This window comes from Leyella stercorea, assembly GCF_021531355.1.
Classification (GTDB): domain Bacteria; phylum Bacteroidota; class Bacteroidia; order Bacteroidales; family Bacteroidaceae; genus Prevotella.
The window spans coordinates 1-21,960 of the sequence record NZ_JADYTS010000042.1 but is presented as its reverse complement, the minus strand read 5'-3'; the positions used below and the strand labels follow the sequence as shown (position 1 = coordinate 21,960).

Sequence of the window (21,960 nt, the reverse complement as noted above, 5' to 3'; positions counted from 1 at the left end):
CTACGGGGGAGGGGCAGGGGGTGGGGCTTTATTTACTCCAAATAAGTATAACCATACAGTCCTGAGCGGTAGTTGCTCAAGAACTCCTTGCCCTCTTCGAGCGAAATCTTGCCAGCCTTAACACTCTTGGTCACCCAAATCTCGAGCTGTCGCACGAGTTTCTTTGGATTGTACTGTACGTAGTCGAGCACCTCCTCAACAGTCTCACCGTCGAATATCTGGTCGATGCTGTAGCCACCGTCCTTCACCGAGATGTGTACGGCGTTGGTGTCGCCGAAGAGGTTGTGCATATCGCCGAGAATCTCCTGGTAGGCACCTACAAGGAAAACGCCGAGATAATAGTCTTCGTTTTTCTTGATAGGATGTACCGGAAGCACGTGAGTGGCCTGACGGTTGGTCACGAAGTTGGCTATCTTGCCGTCGCTGTCGCAGGTGATGTCCTGCAGCGTAGCGTTGCGTGTGGGGCGCTCGTTGAGTCGCTGAATGGGCACGATGGGGAAGAGCTGGTCGATAGCCCAAGCATCGGGGAGCGACTGGAATATAGATATGTTGCAGAAGTATTTGTCGGCAAGCAGCTTGTCCAGGCCGCGCAGCTCGTCGGGAGTGTGCTTCAGAGTCTTTGCCATGCTGTTCACCTCGCGGCAAACGCTCCAGTACATGCTCTCTATCTCGGCACGTGTGCGCAGGTCGACGATGCCGTGCGAGAAGAGGTCGAGAGCCTCGTCGCGTATCTGCTCGGCATCGTGCCAGTCCTCAAGCATTGTGCGTGGATTGAGATTGTCCCATATCTCGTAGAGATCCTTGACGAGCTGGTGGTCGTTTTCGGACGGTTCAAACTCCTCGCGCATCTCGGGCAGCGACGTGGTTTCGAGTACGTCGGTGATAAGCACAGAGTGGTGTGCCGACAACGAGCGTCCACTCTCTGTGATGAGGTTAGGATGCTTGATGCCGTTCTTGTTCGAAGCATCGACGAATGTGTACACGCAGTCGTTGACATACTCCTGGATAGAGTAGTTGACCGAGCTCTCGCTCGACGACGAGCGTGTTCCGTCGTAGTCTACGCCCAGACCGCCGCCACAGTCGACGAAGTCGATGTTGTAGCCCATCTTGTGCAGCTGTACGTAGAAGTTGGCGGCTTCGCGCAGCGCAGTCTGAATGCGTCGTATCTTGGTTATCTGCGATCCTATGTGGAAATGGATGAGTCTGACGCAGTCGTGCAGGCCCTTGTCGTCAAGAGTTTCGAGCGCCTGGAGCAGCTCCGACGAGCGTAGTCCGAACTTCGAAGCGTCGCCACCGCTCTCCTGCCATTTGCCCGATCCGCTTGAAGCCAGCTTGATACGTATGCCGATGTTAGGCTTCACGCCCAGCTTCTTTGCAGCAGCGGCAATCAGTCCAATCTCGCTCATCTTCTCGACAACGATAAATATGCGCTTGCCCATCTTCTGTGCGAGCAGCGCCAGTTCAATGTAGCTCTGGTCCTTGTAGCCGTTGCACACGATGATAGAGTCGCTCTGGCACTGCACAGCGATAACGGCGTGCAGCTCGGGCTTTGAGCCACACTCCAATCCGAGGTTGAACTTGCGTCCGTGCGAGATGATTTCCTCAACGACGGGTTGCATCTGGTTCACCTTAATAGGGTATACAATGAAGTTCTCGCCCTTGTATTCGTACTCCTCGGCAGCCTTCTTGAAGCAGCTTGAGGTCTTCTCGATACGGTTGTCGAGAATGTCGGGGAAGCGGAGCAGCACTGGAGGCGTAACGTCGCGCAGCTGCAGTTCGTCCATGACGTCGCGCAAATCGATTTGCACGTTGTCCTTGCAGGGTGTTACATACATGTCGCCCTTGTCGTTGACACCGAAGTAAGAGGTGCCCCAACCGTTGATGTTGTATAACTCGCGAGAGTCGTCAATGGTCCATTTCTTCATTTTTCAATCAATTTTTGTAGCTTATCAACCGTAATATTTATCTTGTCGTGATTGTCGAGTAGGTTTATGTCGAGCGTGTAATTGGCCTTTGAATAGAATTGTTCGCGGTGTGCGAGTTGCTCGACGATAAACTCGCGTACCTGCTCAGGCGTCTTGTTGAGCAGCAGTGGTCGCACCGACTTGCCCATCTTCAGGTGCTCGTACAGCACTTCGGGCGAAGCCTTCAGATATATCACCTTGCCTTGGCGGTTCATGTAGTCGATATTGTCGAAGAAGCATGGTGTGCCGCCTCCGCACGAAATCACTACATTCTCAAACTCAGCCACTTCGTGCAGCAGGTTGTGCTCAATGCGGCGGAATCCTTCTTCGCCTTCAGCGTCGAATATCTGCTTCACAGTGCGGTGCATACGTGTCTCGATATACCAGTCGAGATCGTAGAATGTGACTCCAAGGGCCTTGGCGAGTGCCTTGCCTATGGTGGTCTTTCCGGCTCCCATGTAGCCAATGAGGATGATTCTAGTCATAAATGTCAGCTGAAAGTTGAGAGTTGAAAGTTGAGAGTTGAAAGTTATGATATGCATCGTTTCTTATATCTTTTACTTATGTAGTAACATAGGATGATTGGGTAATCATAACTTTCAATTCTCAACTCTCAACTCTCAACTATTTTTTTATTATTTCTTAGCCGCTCTCTTCTTCGGAGCCGGCGGATTTTTAATGATGTCCATGCACTGCTCGTAGGTGAGTTCGGCGGCAGTGGCGTGCAGTTCGCGTGGGATGCGGTAGTTCTTGCCTTCGAAGGCGATGTATGGACCATATCTGCCGTTGAGCACTTCGAGGTTGGGGTCTTCTTCGAATTTCTTCATGTGTCGCTCCTCCTCGCTCTTGCGCTTGGCTTCAATCAGCTCGATGGCGCGGTCGAGAGTGATGGTCATCGGGTCCTCGTCCTTCGGAATGGAAGTGTACATCTTGTTGTGCAGAACGTAGGGTCCGAATCGTCCGGCACCTATGGTCACGGTCTTGCCTTCGTATTCGCCCACGGTGCGCGGCATCTTGAACAGTTCGAGAGCCTCCTCCAGAGTGATGGTCTCCATGCTCTTGTCGGTAGGCAGCTGAGCAAAGCGCGGCTTCTCGTCGTCGTCGGCAGTGCCAATCTGAACTACGGGTCCGTAGCGTCCAATCTTTACGAACACCGGGTGTCCGCTCTTCGGGTCGTCGCCCAACTTGCGTTCGCCAGCCTTGTGCTCCGAGCGTGCGTTCATCACCTTCTCAACGGTAGGTTCAAATTCGCGGTCAAAGTGCTGCATCATGTCAGTCCACTCCTCCTTTCCGTCGGCTATCTGGTCGAACTGCTGCTCCACCTTGGCTGTGAAGTTATAGTCCATGATGTTGGGGAAGTTCTCCATAAGGAAGTCGTTCACTACGATACCTATGTCGGTGGGCAGCAGTTTGCCCTTCTCGTTGCCCGTTAGCTCCACCTTGCGAGTCGGTGTGACGATGAGTCCGCGCAATGTGTCGATGACGTATGGGCGCTCTTCGCCCTTCTTGTCGCCCTTTACAACATATTCGCGCTGCTGTATGGTAGAGATGGTCGGGGCGTATGTAGACGGGCGTCCGATGCCCAGTTCTTCGAGTTTGTGTACGAGGCTTGCCTCGGTGTATCGTGTGGGGCCCTGCGAGTAGCGCTCGGTAGATGTAATCTCGCGGCGCTTCAGAGTGTCGCCCTCCTTGATTACGGGCAGGTTGTGGGCGAATTCGTCGCGCTGCTCGTTCTGCTCGTCGTCGGTCGACTCGCGGTATACCTTCAGGAATCCGTCAAACTTTACAACCTCACCGTTAGCAATAAAGTGCTCGTCGGTGGTGCTGATGCCGATGGTTACGGTAGTCTTCTCAATCTGAGCTTCCGACATCTGGCATGCAGCCGTGCGCTTCCATATCAGGTCGTAGAGTCGGCGCTCCTGGGCAGTACCCTCTATAGTAGTATTGCTCATGTATGTAGGGCGTATTGCCTCGTGAGCCTCCTGCGCACCCTTCGAGTGGGTGTGGTAGTTGCGCGGCGAACTATACTCCTCGCCATACAGCTTGATGATTTCCTCCTTGGCTGCGTTGATGCACAGACTTGAGAGGTTTACGCTGTCGGTACGCATGTATGTGATAAGACCGTTTTCGTACAGACGCTGTGCCACCATCATGGTCTGCGACACCGAGAATCCGAGCTTGCGGGCAGCTTCCTGCTGCAGTGTCGAAGTGGTGAACGGAGGCGCCGGCATGCGCTTGAGCGGTTTCTTGCTCACGCTCTCCACCTTGTGCTCAGCCTTCTTGCACTTGTCGAGGAAAGCCAGAGCCTCGTCGTGTGTGGTGAATCGCTTGTCGAGTTCGGCCTTCACCTCCGACTGCGATCCGTCGGCGTTGGTTATGGCGAATATGGCGTTGATGCGATAGTATGGTTCGCTCTTGAACTGCTGTATCTCGCGCTCGCGCTCTACGATGAGTCTGACGGCTACCGACTGCACACGTCCTGCCGACAGAGCCGGCTTCACCTTGCGCCACAATACGGGCGAGAGCTTGAAGCCCACGATGCGGTCGAGCACGCGGCGTGCCTGCTGCGCATTTACAAGGTTCATGTCAAGGTGTCGTGGATTCTCTATAGCCGCCAGGATAGCAGGCTTTGTAATCTCATGGAATACGATACGGTTGGTCGAAGCCTCGTCCAGGCCCAACACCTCGCACAGATGCCACGAAATAGCCTCTCCCTCGCGGTCCTCATCGGATGCGAGCCACACCTTGTGTGCCTTCTTTGCGCTCTCACGCAGTTTCTTTACAAGTTCTTCCTTGTCCTTAGGTATGACGTATGCTGGCTGCAGCGTGTCCTTGTCTATGCTGATTTCCTTCTTCTTAAGGTCGCGTATGTGTCCGTATGAGGACATCACTTTGTAGTCGGAACCCAGAAACTTCTCTATGGTCTTTGCCTTAGCGGGGCTCTCGACAATCACTAAGTTTTCTTGCATGATTTTGCTTTGTGTTCTTTAATTTGGGCGCAAAAGTAAGAAAATTTTTGTTGTTACCTTATTATATGTCTATTTTTTATATTTTATTAAAAACTCAACTTTTGAGGTAAGAATTACATTTTGTGCAAGACTTTCAGTAACTTTGCATTTGTAACAATGTTTATCGATTATGGCAAATAATACTCTTTGGTCAGACGACTATTGGCTGCTTCTCATACAGTTGTATCAGAAGAAGCCTGCTGGTGTGAAATCCGAATTTTCACATCCGGTTGTGGAATTGGGCATAGAGCTACACATACCGCCCCGTACCATATACGAACAGATGTGCGCACTCGAAAAACGCGCCACTCCGTCGCTCCAGAGGCTCTGGGCGCTGTATGCCGACAACCCCAAACGTCTCGCGCGCGACATCAAGCGACTCAAGCAGATGGCTGGGTTCGGCGACTCCGGACTGTTCTACGAAGGCGTGCAGACCACTCCCTCGTTCGAGCGCGACTATCGTCCTATCGACAATTCGTCGGACATAACGCCCGTTATGCTCGTCATAATCCTCGAACTCTACTTCGCACTTACGCCCAACACCATGGTGAGCGAGACCCCCGAGGTGCTCGACATGGCTCGACTGCTGTCGCTCAAGCCCGAGGAGATAGTGCGCATACTCGAGATATACCAGACCTTCGACCCCATCTTGAAGCGCAAGGCTGCCGACCAGTCGCCCATTGCCGACGAGGCAAAGCGGGTGTGGAAGCGCTATTACAGCGAACAGCCCGAACTGCTGCACGCCGCAGCCGACAAGCTGAAGCTCTACTTCAGCTGAACTGATTGATATCGTCAACAACATCTATACACCACATCAACACGTCAAAAAATGAAACTCATACAAACACAAGAGCAGAAACTTCAGCAGGTGCAGCGTCTGTCGCAACAGCAGATGCTACAGGTGCACTTGCTTGAGATGCCCTTGACCGAACTCGAGCAGAGTGTCAACGCCGAACTTGACGACAATCCGGCTCTCGAAACCACTTCGCCTGAAGACGTTTTCGAGGGCGGCCACGTAGAAGGCAACGACTCTACAGCCTCGTATGGCGACGATTCGCAGCCCTCTTCGGGTGGCGAGGGCGCTTCCGACAACGACGACTTTGACGCACGCAACGAACGCGAGGAGCGCGATTCGGCTCTTACCGATGCCCTTGAGCGCATCGGCGGAGGCGACGACGACATGCCTACGGCAGGGTATACGGGTGGTTCGGGTGCCGACTCTGCCGACTATGAGGAGATGGTGTATGGCGACACAACGTCGTTCTACGACAAGCTGAAGGAGCAGATGGGCGAGACGGAGCTGTCGGATAAGGACGAGGAGATAATGGAGTATGTCATAGGGTCGCTCGACAGCGACGGACTGCTGCGCAAGGACAGCGAGTCGATATCCGACGAGCTTGCCATCTATCACGGCATCGACTGCACCATCGACGATGTAGACCGCGTGGTGCGCATACTGCAGACCTTCGACCCTGCGGGCATCGGTGCCCACACATTGCAGGAATGTCTGCTGCTGCAAATCAAGCGCCGCCCCAACGACTCGCTCAAACCTATGATGCAAAAGGTGATAACCGACTGTTTCGACGAGTTCACCAAGAAGCATTTCGACAAGATACGCTCAGCATTGGGTGTCGATGCCGACACCGCCGAACGTGTCATGGCTGAGTTGCGCCGACTCAATCCGAAGCCCGGCTCGTCACTTGGCGAGACTGAGGGTCGCAACGTGCAGCAGATTACGCCCGACTTCATTGTCGACACCGACGACAACGGCAACGTGACGTTCACGCTCAACGGCGGCAACATACCCGAACTGAAGGTGTCGCCCTCGTTTGCCGAGATGATGGAGGCTTACAAGAACAACAAGACATCGATGTCGCGACGCGAGAAGGAAGCACTGCTCTACGCCAAGGAGAAGGTGGAACGTGCACGCGGATACATCGAGGCTATAAAGGTGCGCCGCCGTACGCTCACCATCACTATGCAGGCCATCATCGACTGGCAGCGCCGTTTCTTCCAGGACGGCGATGAGGCCGACCTCAAGCCGATGATTCTGAAGAACATTGCCGACCGCACCGGACTCGACATTTCCACCATTTCGCGCGTCAGCAACATCAAGTATGCGCAGACCAACTGGGGCACATTCCCCCTGCGCTTCTTCTTCTCCGACGGCTACACCACCGACGATGGCGAGGAGCTGTCGACACGCAAGATAAAGCTCGCACTCAAGGACCTCATTGCCAAGGAAGACAAGAAGAAGCCCATGAGCGACGACGCACTGACCAAGACTCTCGCCAAGCTCGGCTATCCAATAGCACGACGCACCGTGGCAAAATACCGCGAACAGCTGGGACTGCCAGTGGCAAGATTGAGAAAGGGATAAAGGCAAAAGCAAAGCCCCACCCCCTGCCCCTCCCCCGTAGGGAGGGGAGTGATATGATTTGTTAATTGAGAAAAAATAATTATAGAAGGCTTACTAAGGCTCAATAAGGCATAAAGATGCCCAGTAAGGCTCAGGAATTATGAAAGAAAAGAATATTATTCTCGCAGCTCGCATTCTTAGCATGGTTTTCACGCCATTCTATCTGCCGCTTGTCGGACTGATAGCTCTGTTCACGTTCAGCTATCTCAGTCTGATGCCGTGGCCGTACAAGCTTACGGTGCTCGGTCTTGTCTACATGTTCACCATTCTCTTGCCCACACTGCTCATCCACTTCTATCGTGGCTATCACGGCTGGACACTCATCGAGCTGGGCAAGAAGGAGCGGCGTGTGGTGCCCTATCTGCTTTCAATCGTAAGCTACTTCGTGTGCTACTATGTCATGCACCGCTTCAACATACCCCACTTCATGAGCAACATACTCATGTCGGCACTCGTCATACAGATTCTGTGCGCCCTCATCAACGTGTGGTGGAAGATATCTACCCATACCGCTGCCATAGGCGGTGTGGCAGGAGCGCTGCAAGCCTTCTCGCTGATATTCGGATTCAATCCATTGGGCTGGCTCTGCGTGGTCATCATCCTCGGCGGAATGGTAGGCACAAGCCGCATGATTCTGCGACAACACTCGCTGCGCCAGGTATGCTACGGATTCCTCTTGGGATTGGTAGTGGCGTATACGGTGATATTGGGATTATAAGCCCCACCCCCTGCCCCTCCCACGTAGGGAGGGGAGCGATATGCTTTGCCAATCGCGTCTTTTTCCCATTGATTGAACTTGCAAAGTTCGACCAAAAGAAACAAAAGTATAGATATTAATCGTATAAATAATAAATTCAATAAACCAAAGCCCAACTCTACACATTACTCCCCTCCCTACGGGGGAGGGGTCGGGGGTAGGGCTTTTAAATAATTAATCATTATGTCTCCATTAGTAAGCATCATCATGGGCAGCACAAGCGACCTGCCCGTTATGGAAAAGGCATGCAAGTTCTTGAACGACATGCAGGTTCCTTTTGAAGTTAACGCACTCTCAGCCCACCGCACACCTACTGCAGTGGAAAACTTCGCTAAAGGTGCCAAGGACCGTGGCATTAAGGTCATCATCGCCGCTGCCGGCATGGCTGCTGCACTGCCTGGAGTAATCGCTGCCAACACCACGTTGCCCGTTATCGGTGTTCCTATCAAGGGTATGCTCGACGGATTGGACGCCATGTTCTCAATCATACAGATGCCTCCAGGAATCCCTGTTGCCACAGTGGGTGTGAACGGTGCCATGAACGCCGCCATCCTCGCCTGCGAGATGATTGCCCTCGGCGACGCTGAGATGGCAAGCAAGATGGAAGTATACAAGGCCGGACTCGGTGCCAAGATTGAGAAGGCAAACAAGGAGTTGGCTGAAATGAAGTACGATTATAAATGTTAAAATGACAGACCTCTTCAACTATCGCCGTCGCTCATCGTCGCCCGTTCAGGTGGGCGACTTGCAGATTGGCGGCGATGCCCCTATACGCATCCAGTCGATGACCACTACCAACACCAACGACACTGAGGCATGCGTAGAGCAGGCAGAAAAAATAATTAAGGCTGGCGGCGAACTTGTGCGACTCACCACACAGGGCCGTCGTGAGGCTGAGAATCTGAAGAACATCAACGCCCAGCTCCGTGCTGACGGCTTCAACACTCCGCTTGTTGCCGACGTACACTTCAACGCCAACGTAGCCGACGTGGCTGCGCTCTATGCCGAGAAGGTGCGCGTCAATCCCGGCAACTATGTCGACCCGGCACGTGTGTTCAAGAAGATAGAATATACCGACACCGAGTATGCCGACGAACTGAAGAAACTTGAAGACCGCTTTGTTCCCTTCCTCAATATCTGCAAGGAACATCACACAGCCGTGCGCATCGGTGTCAACCACGGATCGTTGTCCGACCGCATCATGTCGCGCTATGGCGACACTCCCGAGGGAATCGTAGAGAGCTGCATGGAGTTTCTGCGCATCTGCAAGAAGGAGCAGTTTGACAATGTGGTGATTTCCATCAAGGCTTCCAACACTGTCATCATGGTGCGCACAGTGCGTCTGCTCGTCGACGAGATGGACCGCAACGACATGCACTATCCGCTCCACCTCGGCGTGACTGAGGCTGGCGAGGGCGAGGACGGACGCATCAAGAGTGCCGTAGGCATCGGAGCGCTGCTCGCCGACGGCATCGGCGACACCATCCGCGTGAGTCTGAGCGAGGAGCCAGAGGCTGAAATACCGGTGGCACGCCACCTTGTCGACTACATCATCAAGCGCGAAGGCCACCTCATGGTGCCCGCTACAGCGTCGCCCGACTTCGACTGGCTGCGTCCCGAACGCCGCAAGACACGCGCTGCCGGAGGCATAGGCGGCTCTAATGTGCCCGTAGTGATTGCCTCGCTGCCCAACGGTCAGACATCGGCTGACGTTGATTTCAGCACCGACACCACTCCCGACTACATCTACTGCGGCTCTTCGCTGCCCGCCAACCGCAAGGAAGGACAGAAGTATATCGTCGACTTCAACGCCTACACTGGCGCTAAGGACACCTATCCGATATTCCCCTACAACGCCACACCGTTCATTTCGAGCGTCAAGGCCGACGTGAAGTTCCTCGTGTTGCAGCTCGGCGCTCCGTCGGAGGAGTATCTGGCATGCCTCAAGGCTCATCCCGAAGTGGTGGTGATAGCCGTGAGCAACCAGCAGAACAAGCTGGGCGAGCAGCGTGCACTGACCCACGAACTGTGGATCAACGGACTCTTCAATCCTGTTGTCTTCGCCCAGATGTATCGCCACAGCGCCCAGGAGAAGGCCGACTTCCAGCTTGAGGCTGCTGCCGACATGGGAGCGCTGATGATTGACGGACTCTGCGACGGCATATGGCTGATGAACGACGGCGACATCACCGTGCGCGACATTGCCGACACCTCGTTTGCCATCCTGCAGGCAGCACGCCTCCGCACATCCAAGACCGAGTATATCTCGTGTCCCGGTTGCGGCAGAACGCTCTACGACCTGCGCTCTACCATAGCCAAGATTAAGGCCGCTACAGCCCACATGAAGGGTCTGAAGATTGGCATCATGGGTTGCATCGTCAACGGTCCGGGCGAAATGGCTGATGCCGACTACGGATATGTAGGTGCCGGACCAGGCAAAATATCGCTCTACAAGCAGAAAATGTGCGTGGAGAAGGCAATCCCCGAGAGTGAGGCAGTGGAACATCTGCTGCGCTTCATCGAAGAAGACCAGAAGAAAAAATAGCTATTTTTAGTTGAAAGCTATTTTTAGTTGAGAGTTGAAAGTTGAGAGTTGAGAGTTATGAATACTGAAATATTGCATATCATAACTCTTAACTCTCAACTTTCAACTCTTAACTTTTTTATTGCATATCATAACTCTCAACTTTCAATTCTCAATTCTCAACTAAAATCAACTCTCCACTGAAAAAACTTGTAGTTTTATTAATTATTTTGTAGCTTTGCATTATTGTAATGGCCATTAAATTAATGGCGGTTAAATTAAAATCAAACGCTTGCATTATGAAATTCTACGACAGAGAGAAAGAAATTGAGATATTGCGTCGCAATTGGGTGAGGAGCGAACGAGAGTCGCTCTTCACGGTGATGATGGGCCGTCGGCGTATTGGCAAGACAGCCCTGCTGCTGCGTACGCAGAACGAGCAGCGCATGCTCTATCTGTATGTGTCGAAAGACAATGAGCACGTGCTTGTAGAGAAATTTCAGCGAATTGCTGCCGAGAGCATTGGGTTGCAGATATACGGACGTATGGAGACGTTCGCGCAATTCTTTGAGGCACTGATGCAATACGGACGTGACAACCACTTCACCCTTGTGCTCGACGAGTTTCAGAACCTGCTGAAGATAAACCCTGCCATACCCAGTCATATACAGGACATATGGGATCGCTACCACAATTCTACTCATGTCAATCTTATAGCCTGCGGTAGTATATTCAGCATGATGCACAAGATTTTTGACAACGACGACGAACCGCTTTACGGTCGCAAGGATTGCGAGATAAGACTGCGTCCCTTCCGCATAGCTGTAATGAAAGAGATACTGCACGACCATAATCCGGAATACACTCCTGACGACTTGTTGTGCCTGTATATGCTCACTGGCGGTGTGGCAAAATACATAGGTCAGCTTATGGATGCCGGTGCCACTACCAAGGACAGCATGCTCGAATGGGTGACAGCAGCGGGCAGTCCGTTCCTTAGCGAGGGCACAGAGCTGATTATGGCTGAGTTTGGCAGAGACTACTCTAACTATCTGAGCATTCTGCAACTGATAGCCGGAGGCATGACTGTACAGAACCAGATAGACAACATCATAGGCAAGAATACGGGCACCTATCTCAAGAATCTGCACGAAGACTACAACTATATCAATCGTCTGCAGCCTATGTTCAGCAAGCAGGGCAACCGCAACATACGCTGGTCGATAGACGATTGTTTCTTCCGCTTCTGGTTTCGCTTCATTCTGCCCAACCAAAACCTCATAGAGATGGAGCGCAACGACCTGCTGCTCGAAATCGTCAAGCGCGACTACTGCGACTACACCGGACTTGTCCTCGAACAGTATTTCCGCCAACGCATTGCCGAGGAAGACCGCGTCACAGCCGTCGGCAACTACTGGGACCGCCAAGGCAATAATGAGATTGACGTGATAGCGCTCAACGACATCGACCGTACCGCACTTGTGGCTGAGGTGAAACGCAACCCCGAGAGATATAAGGAACATGTGCTGCAAGAGAAATATGACACCATACGACGCGAGTTTGCCAAGTATAAGGAAGTGAAACTTGTAGGTCTTTCGATGCAGGATATGTAGGCTGTAAGCCTCGCCAGACAATACAATATTTGCATTTCTAACCGCTCAAAACTATCAACTGAATGCACGAGGAAATCTTTAGCTCGAAATTCGTGAGTTTTGAGCGGTTATAGTTAACTTATTCTTAGTCAGTGTGTTATGATTTTCGGAACCGAAAATCGCAATGACAGACAACGTAAAAACCCTTCATTTTTTTGCAAAACGACTACATTTGCCTTCCAACTGTAGTCCTTTTACCTTTCAAAACGGCTACAGTTGCATAGCAAATGTAGTCCATTTGCACATCAAAGAAGCCTTAATTGAAGAGTAGGGGAGTGTTTTACTCTACAAAACCCTTCAATTAAGGCTTCCCGATTCTCTAGAATCAATTTTTCATTTGTAACACTTTTTTACTGCCAGTACGATATTTCGCTATATCGAATTAGGAATTAGGAGTTACGAATTACGAATTGGTTGCCTGCGGCAATTTTGAATTTTGAGTTTTGGATTTTGAATTGTTCTCGGCTGCGCCTGCGATTTTGAATTGTTCAATTTTGAGTTTATACAATTTCGTAATTGGCAATATAAGTAACAGTTCAGTATCTCCAATATACATTTTATATCTGTTAATGTCCATAACCAATGACATACCCACATTAGGGTCGTTTGCGTGATATGCCATTGCTTGAGTCACAACAAAATCTTTTATTGATTGAGTATTAACGAATTAAGAATAACAAAGAAGATAACTGCTAACGATTTAGAAACGAGCTATATTCTTTTTCTTTCACAACTTTGCAATATACAAAGAACGCTTTGATTTTGTGTGCAAAGGTAAGTCTAATTTTTGAAAAACCGATAAATTCTGAGTCCCTTTTGTGGTTTTTAAAGAAATTATCATGCTTCCTTATGGTGAATTATTTTCATTTGTTTGCTAATATACTATAAGATTTAGGCTTAAACTCACGTTGTACGGAATATAATGTGTATCTTTGCAGAAGAAAGGCTGCGGCTTGGCAATTGAAGCAAGTTTCATTGCGCTCGCCTTGCACTTTCTTTGCATATCGAAATACTTAAAATATGGCAAATCGTGATTTGAACAGGCTGAAAGTTGTGCTGGCAGAGAAAAAACGAACTAACCGTTGGCTGGCAGAACAACTTGGAAAAGACCAAACCACCATATCAAAGTGGTGTACTAATTCAAGTCAACCAGACTTGGCAAGTCTGATGATGACTGCAAAAGTGTTGAATGTAGAATTGACCGACTTGGTTCGGTTCGAGGAATTTAAAAATGATGGAACAGAATAAGAAAGAATTGCTCATGGAGCAAGTTAATAAAATAGAAGATGTACTTAATGTTCTCCGTACTCAGTTCGGAGGGAATTATCAAGATGAGATTAACTTCTTGGAAATTGTTAAAGGCAATTTGTCAAATAGCTAAAGGATAAAGTTATGGCATTACCTAAATTTCAAGATTTCTTATATCCGTTTCTAAAAAAATTAGAAGACGGTAAAGATGTGACCTCAAAAGAAATGAAATCATTTCTTATTGAGCATTTTGGATTGACACCAGAAGACAGTGCCTTAAAAACAAAAAGTGGGAAAACCATCCAGTTTGAGGACAGATGTAGTTGGACACGTCAATGGTTGCGTCGTGCTTTATTGATAACGCTTCCCCAAAGAGGCATGTACAGGATTACTGATAGAGGTAAGGATTATTTGAAAAACCATACATCTCTGAAAGAATCCGATTTGTTGGAATATCCCGAATACGCAGAATATGCAGGTAAATCTCCAAAGAGTAGTGGCTCTGTCCATATAAAATCCAAGAGTACTGATACAACGAATTCGATGCCAACACCGACAGAACAATTAGAATCAGCTTATCAGATAATAGTGAAAGACCTCGCTGCAGATTTATTGCAAAAGGTTTTAGAACAATCTCCAAAGCGGTTTGAGCAAATAGTTGTTGACCTCATGCTTGCTATGGGGTATGGTGGCTCATTGGATGACGCAGGAATGGTTACAAAATTTTCTCATGACGATGGAATAGATGGTATAATCAAAGAAGATAAACTTGGATTAGATAAGATTTATATCCAAGCTAAACGTTATGCTATCGGGAATACCATCGGGAAACCAGATATTCACGCTTTTGCAGGAGCTCTTGATGAAAAGAAAGCAAATAAAGGTGTTTTTATAACAACAAGTAGATTTAGTAGTGAAGCGCGCAAGTATGCAGAAGAAAAGGCAAGCAAGAAGATTGTGCTTATTGATGGTGAGGAACTTGCACGCTATATGATAGAATATAACATTGGTGTCAGTACAAGGTGAACTTTTGTAGTCAAACGTATAGACTCCGACTATTTTGAGGGTGATGAAAATGATGTATAAGTTTGTGGATTTATTTGCAGGTTGTGGAGGCCTTAGTTTGGGACTTCAGCAAGCTGGTTTTTCCCCATGGTTTGTTAATGAAATCGTGGAGCAATTCTGTAATACATATAAGTTTAATCATAATTTAAGTGATGAGCATTATTTTGTTGGGGATATAGCAGAACTAAACTTGCATTTAGATGAATACAAAGAAATACTATCGGACATTACGTTAGTTTGTGGAGGGCCACCATGCCAAGGCTTTTCCATGGCAAATCGCCAAAGGATATTAGATGATCCAAGGAACTCTTTGTATAAGCAGTATCTGATATTTCTTAAAAATGTGCGCCCAAAATTCTTTGTAATGGAGAATGTAAAAGGTATGATGAATAAGATAGAGGAAATTAAACAGAATTTCAAGGAATATCTTGGTGAAGAATACCAATTTGATTATGCTCTCTTCAAAGCACAGGATTATGGCGTACCACAAAATAGAGAACGTTTTATAATGATTGGTAACCGAGTAGGTGTATCACCACATTTGATTTTTGAGGAAATTTACAAACATAAGCGCAAGCCGTTTGTATTGAAAGATGCCTTGGAAGGTCTACCACATCTAATTGCGAAGAAAGAAAAGGGGTCAAAAGGCATAGAGTGTGCAGAGTCAGGGTTTACTGAATGTGATTTTACATATATCCATAACGATTTCTATAAGTTTATCAATGGAGACAGAGAAATAACAAAACTCTACAATCACAAGAATCGGTACAATAACGAGCGTGATATAGAAATATACCGTCGTTTACCGCAAGGTGCGAACTCCTTACATGAGTCAATTGCAGACATAATGCCATACAAAAGAAGAAACGACATATTTAAGGATAAGTATTTCAAGTTAGATGAAACTCAAATTTGTAAGACGATTACTTCACACATGAAATTTGACTGCAATATGTACATTCATCCTTGGGATGCAAGGGGGTTAAGCCCTCGTGAAGCAGCACGTATTCAGACGTTTCCTGACGATTATGTGATAACTGGTTCCCAAAACATGTGGTATGCGCAAGTCGGCAATGCAGTTCCAGTAAAACTTGCCAAAGCCATTGGCGATGGCATCATGAAATTTATGAAATGAGACATCTTGAATTATTTGCTGGTATAGGTGGCTTCAGAAGGGCAATGGATCTTCTGACCCAAGACCATATAATGAATTTTCACTGCATTGGTTATTCTGAGATAGATGCCAAAGCCGTGAAGACGTATTGTGCCAACTTTCATCCTGAAGCTGATGGAGAAGTGGCGTTGGGAGATATAGTTGAGTTTACCAGTAATGTGGACAACATAACCAATCTTCCAGACTTCGATTTGTTAACAGGTGGTTTTCCATGTCAGACATTTAGTATGATGGGAAAACAAGCAGGCTTTAATGAAGATAGAGGTCAGATGTTTTTCCGTATATTAGACATTCTTAGAGAACGAAGACCACGATACGTATTGCTCGAAAATGTCAAGAATCTCAAGAATCATGACAAAGGAAGAACATATACGAGAATAAGAGAAGAATTGGAGGCATTGGGATATAGTGTGTTTACAGATATCTTCAATACCGCCAAGTTTCATCTGCCACAAACTCGTAACAGACTCTTGATATTTGCCACGACAGAACCAGTACCAAACAATTTTGAGGATATGTTCACTTGCGAGAATGTCGCAGATACCTTTGAAGTTGTTTATGAGAGGCTAAGTACAAGTAATTATGCAACAGTAAATGATTTACTTTTGGAAGAAGTAGACCAGAAGTATTTCTTGTCTGAGAGAATAAAACCTACCATTTTGGCTGATGGCTCGGCAAATTTCAAGTCTCGCTCAGACATAAACATGAGTATCGCCAGACCATTGACTGCCACGATGCATAAAATGCACAGGGCTTGTCAAGATAATTATTACAGCCAGGATTTTATTGAATCTCATGGGGCGGCAAATCCTGTGAAAACTATGACAAAAGAGGAATTGTCTCAACTGCCTATCCGTAAGCTAACACCAGAAGAAGCGTTCATGCTGCAAGGATTCCCTGCTGCATTTGCGCTTAATGGACGCAATGCAGGAGTTGCAGATGGCTCTCTTTACAAGCAAGCGGGTAATGCGGTAAGCGTAAATACGATTTATGCTACTCTTTACTTCTTAATAACAAACAATATAATTCATGAATAAAATGTTTTTCTTCTTTTTCGATATTGAAAAGCGTATAGGCTTAAAGAAATTAAGCAGCGCAGATTTGGGCACAAAAGGTACAAGCAATCAAACCCACATAGGACTCTACAAAGATGTATTTCAATTCTTGGGTGACAATGTTGTTACAACAGCAATGCTTGTCTATGGTGACTATTGCCAAATGTTGGATTGCTATTTTGATAGAATTGAAAACCCCGACGGATCTCACAGAAGCCCTAAGATAAGGATGGGGAAAAAGAAAGAGGACTCTGTTGCTTCCAAGATTAGAGAATTTGCCTTGACAGATGTCAATGCGGATTGGTATCTTGTTTGGTCTGGACTAGAAAATAAGGACTTGGTGTTTTGGCTTATCAATAGTAAGTCAGTTGATTTCAATGTAATAAAAGACTTGGTTGGCTCAAAAACTCGCGTCATCACAGATGAAGACAAGGTGTATGCCAGTCTAAAGAACATAATGGTAAACAAGATAAACCAGTCAAGTGTCAATATACAGAAAGAGATAGAAATTATCTCACAAACAGGGGAGCAAAGCAAGAAATACAAGCCTTTTGATTTGGAAAAGGCAAAGAGAAACATGGCTTTAGTTGGCAAGAGAGGTGAGGAACTTGTAAACGAATACCTTGAACAACTGAAGAACTTGCATCAAGTAGAGTCATTTGAATGGATGAATAAAAGTAGAGAATCGGGATTGCCATACGATTTTATACTGAATGAAAAGCAGTATATAGATGTGAAGTCAACAAGATTTGATTTCTCACAAAATATTGTATTCAGTAATCAAGAGGTAGGTTTTGTAAATCAGCAAAAATCTGATTTTGATTATTCCGTATATCGTGTTTTCGACATTACTGAAGCAAATGCAAATCTGAAGATTTGTACGCAATGTATGCCGTATATGGAGCAACTTAACAAGAATGTGCAGACGTTTAATCAGGCAATAATACAAAGCAAAACACGATTGTTAGGGTTGAATGTCGCAGTATCTCCAACAGATTGCTTCGGAAACATACAGGACATTATAAGATTGTAAAGTATGGAAGAAATTGTAAAGCATATAAACGATACAAATGCTAGTTACCGTCAGCCAAATGCTGGTGATGCCAAGAATACAGATTTATTCTTGGATAATGAGCATTATTCTTTGTTTAAAGATAGCGGAGAGCAAATTATTGTTAGATATGATAAAGAAAATCTAACCAAGGCAATTTTGTTTATTGCATCTATCTTGCCAAGAAAATTTGACCAATCAGCGACACATGAGTTGGTCAAGTTTTCAAAAGAGTTTGTGCTTGACCAATTAGCGATTATTGATGCACTGTTCACTGAAGACGGCAGGTCTGTAAATACATTTACGCAAGTGTGGAATGCTCGTAAGGATGTTCCACAAAAAAATGGGAAGATAGATAAACGTTTCTATTTCAATGGACTATTAAAGGATGTTCTCTATACAGATTACACCGGTGTTCAGCGTAAGACAAAATTCACAATAAGGAATTATTTTGCAGGAGGATATTCCGACCTGCATATTATCAAAGCTGATGATGGAATATTTGACATACGCATATCCAATGCCAATGTTCCAACATACGACAATAAGGAAGATGGACTTGAAGATAAGGTATCAATAAATACTTGCACATCAAACGATTACCGCCCCTACATCACCGCCATCAAGTCAAAACCTTTCCTTTTGCTTGCTGGCATCTCTGGTACAGGCAAGAGCCGTATTGTGAGAGAGTTGGCAAGAGCTTGTTGGGATGAGGGCACGGAAGAGTACAATGCTCAGAAGCCGAAGAACTTCCAGATGGTGCAGGTGAAGCCTAATTGGCACGACTCAAGCGACTTGATAGGTTATGTAAGCCGGGTGAGTGGAAAGGCCGAGTATGTGGCAGGTGATTTCCTTCGCTTTGTTGCCAAGGCATGGGAAGATAAGGACACACCCTATTTCCTTTGCTTGGATGAAATGAACCTCGCACCTGTGGAGCAGTATTTTGCAGAATACCTCAGCGTAGTGGAGTCTCGCAAGAGTCATGAGGATGGCACGGTGACGACTGACCCGATACTTGAAAAGGTTGACGAGGAATGGTATTTCAACCTAACAGCTTCGCTGACTACAGACGAGAATGTGAGAAAGCAGTTCAATGAAAGCGGAATTAGTATTCCGCAGAACCTTATCGTTGTCGGCACAGTCAATATGGACGAAACGACATTTTCATTCTCTCGCAAGGTGCTCGACCGTGCCATGACCATCGAGATGAATGAAGTGGACCTGCATGGTGGACTGACAGAGCGTAATGAAGAGATTGGCAAGTTGGGCAAGGCTGAATTGATAGGCGATGCCGTGGAAGGTGTAGATGTATATGCCGACAACAAGGATGTCTGCGAGAAGGTGCTGGCTTATCTTGATGCAGTAAATGCTGTACTGAACGGCACTCCATTCAAGGTTGCCTACCGAACACGCAACGAGTTTCTGCTGTATGTGGTAAATAATCTTCCTTACAACAAGGATGAGAATGATACAGAATTGGAACAAGGATATGTCATAGCGCGTGCCTTGGACGAGATAACGAGCATGAAAGTATTGTCACGCATAGAGGGTGATGACACTAAGGTAAGCGATGCGTTTATCGACCGACTGAGCCAGACCATTGATGATGGACTAAAGGCGGTATCGGGCGAAGAACATGCCATAACCTCAATATCCTTGGCGAAGCTGAAGGAGATGAAGGCTAAACTTGCATCGGGATATACAAGTTTTTGGAGTTAAAAAGACATAGGGCGATATGGAACTATTGACGATTGAGCACATAGATTTTACAATGATTGTCGAATGTAGCAAGTTCGACAGGATTTGGAGCAAGGCCAAGAGTAATGTGGGAGAAGACAATCTGCTTTCCACTTACTCATGGTCGGAAGGAGTTATGTCCGTAAAACGCACTTTCGAAAATGGCACAGACATCTGCATAGAACAAGGAGTTCCTGCTCCTGCCGTATTCTTCGACAATGCCGACTATCCCATTTGGATAGAATTTGGAAGCCATGTAAAGAATGCCCAATTTGGTTCCATACTACAAAACGACAACGACCGTTTCTCTTTTCGCCGACATATCTTGGCTGGTTTCATCAACTACAAGAATGAGATAGGACGGAGTGAGATACAGCTCATATACAACACTGACAAGGAGACTAAGACATTCCGTTTCGGCTTTGAGGTGCTCAGCACCAAGCTCGACTATCATGAGCATTGGCGTGCCATCGTGGAGGACATTGAGCGTGAGTACCGTATGCTGTCGCTTGACTATATGCGCCGCACCTTTCATGGTTTTTCTCCTGACACCAAGGGCGAACACCCCGACATAATATGGTGGAGTGTGTTTCAAGGCGAACAGCAGAAGTTCATAAGGGCTTGCAAGAACATCATAGACCGCCCTCGCCACCGCCTGCATGGTGAGGAAACGTATGTTAGAGCAGACAAACTGAAGCAGACACCCCACGACATAGAGAACCGCCTTGTCGAACATCGCAGGGAGGCAGCCCACCTCTATCGTATAGAACAGCAGATACAGTCGAACGACACGCAAGAAAACCGCTTCCTAAAATTCGCCTTGCAACAGATAAGCAAGCGGTATGAAGAACTGCGCCAACGTATAGAAAACATAAAAACGGCATCAGACACGATGAAGGCTGCTATGCTCGGTACCTCCAACACTCTGAGACGACTGCAACGGCATCCGTTCTTTCGCACCGTAGGAAGATTCAAGGGAATGAGCCAAGAGAGCATGGTGCTGCAAAAGGCTACAGGCTATAGCCAAGTGTACCGCACATGGAATATGCTTCGCCGTGCCTATTCGCTCAATGACGGACTGTATCGCTTGCAGACAAAAGACATAGTAACACTCTACGAGATATGGTGCTTCATCGAGGTGAGCCATATCGTCAAGGAGCAGCTGCGCTTGGATGATGAGGATGTGGAGCACCGCAACCGCATGGAGATGAACGGTGTGTTCTCATGGGAACTCGGTAAGGGTGAGCACTCACGCATCCTGTTTCGCAAGGATGGTGTGGAACTGGCTGAGCTTGTATATAATCCTAAGAACACAGAGGCGGAGAACGACAGCGTAGGACTGAAAGATGTGGTCGTGCCCACTGTACCACAAAAGCCAGACTTAGTGCTGCAGCTCACCAAGAACGACTTGCTGCAAGGCATGAAGATGACTTATCTCTTTGATGCCAAATACCGCATTGACGGCAGGGAGCAAGGCGTGGATGTGCCGCCAGAGGATGCTATCAACCAGATGCACCGCTACCGTGATGCCATCTACTATCGTGACTATGATGCCAATGCCTTGAAGAAGGAGGTAATAGGCGGATATATTCTCTTTCCTGGTGACGGAGAGCCAAATGATGTGGCTGTGTCGAAGTTCTACAAGACGATAAAGGAGGTGAATATAGGAGCGTTTCCACTTCGTCCGAAAGACACGGAAAACAGAAAGCTGTTGGAACAGTTCGTTGAAGAACTGATTCACACCAAGTCATATGAGACAATAGCCCATGTTATTCCTCAGAAAGGCGCATACGTGGAAGTTGGCAATCGTGTGCTTATAGGATTGGTGAAAGAAGACAATACGCAATATCAGAAGTTCATGGACGGAACTGCCACTTTGTATTATACAGGCAAACAGTTTCCTACAACCATCGCCCTGCAAGACCTCCACTTCTTTATGCCCTATATCAAAGGACTGGGAGTACGTGATGTGTATGAGATAGTTAAAGTACGAACCATTACGAGCAAAGAGGCAAAGCAAACGGATAGGGACGATGCGGAAAGCAAGGCTCTACGCTTGGCTTTTGAACTGCGGTATGTGCGTAAGCAATATGCAGATTTTCATTCTGTTGATGCAAGTAAATGGATAGGCTACACGTTTATTGATACGACTTTTGATAGGTTGGATGAATGTGTGGTGATTAATAAATAATAAAACATATAAAATATGCCAAAAAGAAAAATTAGTTTTAATTAGGGAGTGTCGTTAAATATTAAGATTATTTACAACTATCTAATCCTCAATGTGATAGAAATTTTGTACCTTT

The 21,960-nt window shown here is 47.3% G+C and carries 16 protein-coding genes; 13 read left to right on the top strand and 3 right to left on the bottom strand.

What is annotated here, in order from left to right; all coding sequences use genetic code 11:
* Positions 1-32: 32 nt before the first annotated feature.
* The 3 genes from speA to topA all read right to left on the bottom strand — a co-directional run bounded on the left by speA (position 33) and on the right by topA (position 4,933).
* On the bottom strand, positions 33-1,925 hold the full coding sequence (gene speA / locus I6E38_RS09820) for a biosynthetic arginine decarboxylase (protein ID WP_235393822.1): 1,893 nt from the start codon (positions 1,923-1,925) through the stop codon (positions 33-35).
* Entirely contained in the window at positions 1,922-2,449 is a 528-nt protein-coding gene (locus I6E38_RS09815; RefSeq protein WP_235393821.1) for a shikimate kinase, read from the bottom strand. Before I6E38_RS09815 ends, speA begins: the two co-directional genes overlap by 4 nt.
* A 150-nt stretch (positions 2,450-2,599) precedes the next feature.
* Positions 2,600-4,933 (bottom strand): type I DNA topoisomerase, encoded by a 2,334-nt coding sequence (topA, locus tag I6E38_RS09810; protein WP_235393820.1) that lies wholly within the window; start codon positions 4,931-4,933, stop codon positions 2,600-2,602.
* Positions 4,934-5,102: 169 nt separating this feature from the next.
* Here topA and I6E38_RS09805 point away from each other — a divergent pair, with 169 nt between their 5' ends.
* The 13 genes from I6E38_RS09805 (at position 5,103) to I6E38_RS09745 (ending at position 21,845) form a co-directional block, all read left to right on the top strand.
* Positions 5,103-5,750, top strand: coding sequence for a hypothetical protein (locus I6E38_RS09805; RefSeq protein ID WP_235393819.1), 648 nt, complete (start codon positions 5,103-5,105; stop codon positions 5,748-5,750).
* A 51-nt stretch (positions 5,751-5,801) separates the two neighbouring features.
* Positions 5,802-7,352 (top strand): RNA polymerase factor sigma-54, encoded by a 1,551-nt coding sequence (gene rpoN / locus I6E38_RS09800; protein ID WP_235393818.1) that lies wholly within the window; start codon positions 5,802-5,804, stop codon positions 7,350-7,352.
* Positions 7,353-7,491: 139 nt separating this feature from the next.
* On the top strand, positions 7,492-8,109 hold the full coding sequence (locus tag I6E38_RS09795) for a phosphatase PAP2 family protein (protein ID WP_235393817.1): 618 nt from the start codon (positions 7,492-7,494) through the stop codon (positions 8,107-8,109).
* Between the two features lie 222 nt (positions 8,110-8,331).
* Positions 8,332-8,835, top strand: coding sequence for a 5-(carboxyamino)imidazole ribonucleotide mutase (gene purE / locus I6E38_RS09790; protein WP_235393816.1), 504 nt, complete (start codon positions 8,332-8,334; stop codon positions 8,833-8,835).
* 1 nt (position 8,836) lies between these two features.
* Positions 8,837-10,693, top strand: coding sequence for a 4-hydroxy-3-methylbut-2-en-1-yl diphosphate synthase (locus I6E38_RS09785; RefSeq protein ID WP_235393815.1), 1,857 nt, complete (start codon positions 8,837-8,839; stop codon positions 10,691-10,693).
* Between the two features lie 278 nt (positions 10,694-10,971).
* Positions 10,972-12,285, top strand: a complete 1,314-nt coding sequence (locus I6E38_RS09780) for an ATP-binding protein (protein WP_235393814.1) — start codon at positions 10,972-10,974, stop codon at positions 12,283-12,285.
* Between the two features lie 1,059 nt (positions 12,286-13,344).
* Positions 13,345-13,572, top strand: coding sequence for a helix-turn-helix transcriptional regulator (locus I6E38_RS09775; RefSeq protein ID WP_235393813.1), 228 nt, complete (start codon positions 13,345-13,347; stop codon positions 13,570-13,572).
* A gap of 144 nt (positions 13,573-13,716) precedes the next feature.
* A complete protein-coding gene (locus tag I6E38_RS09770; protein ID WP_235393812.1) occupies positions 13,717-14,598 on the top strand; it encodes a restriction endonuclease in 882 nt (293 codons plus the stop codon).
* A 49-nt stretch (positions 14,599-14,647) separates the two neighbouring features.
* Positions 14,648-15,772: a DNA cytosine methyltransferase gene (locus tag I6E38_RS09765; protein ID WP_235393811.1), complete on the top strand. Its 1,125-nt coding sequence runs from the start codon at positions 14,648-14,650 to the stop codon at positions 15,770-15,772.
* A complete protein-coding gene (locus tag I6E38_RS09760) occupies positions 15,769-16,848 on the top strand; it encodes a DNA cytosine methyltransferase (RefSeq protein WP_235393810.1) in 1,080 nt (359 codons plus the stop codon). The genes I6E38_RS09765 and I6E38_RS09760 overlap by 4 nt, the downstream gene beginning before the upstream one ends.
* Complete coding sequence (locus I6E38_RS09755; RefSeq protein ID WP_235393809.1) at positions 16,841-17,899, top strand: protein NO VEIN domain-containing protein; 1,059 nt, start codon at positions 16,841-16,843, stop codon at positions 17,897-17,899. The genes I6E38_RS09760 and I6E38_RS09755 overlap by 8 nt, the downstream gene beginning before the upstream one ends.
* 255 nt (positions 17,900-18,154) lie before the next feature.
* Positions 18,155-19,636 carry an McrB family protein gene (locus I6E38_RS09750; protein WP_235393808.1) on the top strand — a complete coding sequence of 494 codons (1,482 nt, stop codon included), beginning with the start codon at positions 18,155-18,157 and terminating at the stop codon, positions 19,634-19,636.
* Between the two features lie 16 nt (positions 19,637-19,652).
* Positions 19,653-21,845, top strand: coding sequence for a DUF2357 domain-containing protein (locus I6E38_RS09745; RefSeq protein ID WP_235393807.1), 2,193 nt, complete (start codon positions 19,653-19,655; stop codon positions 21,843-21,845).
* Positions 21,846-21,960: the final 115 nt, after the last annotated feature.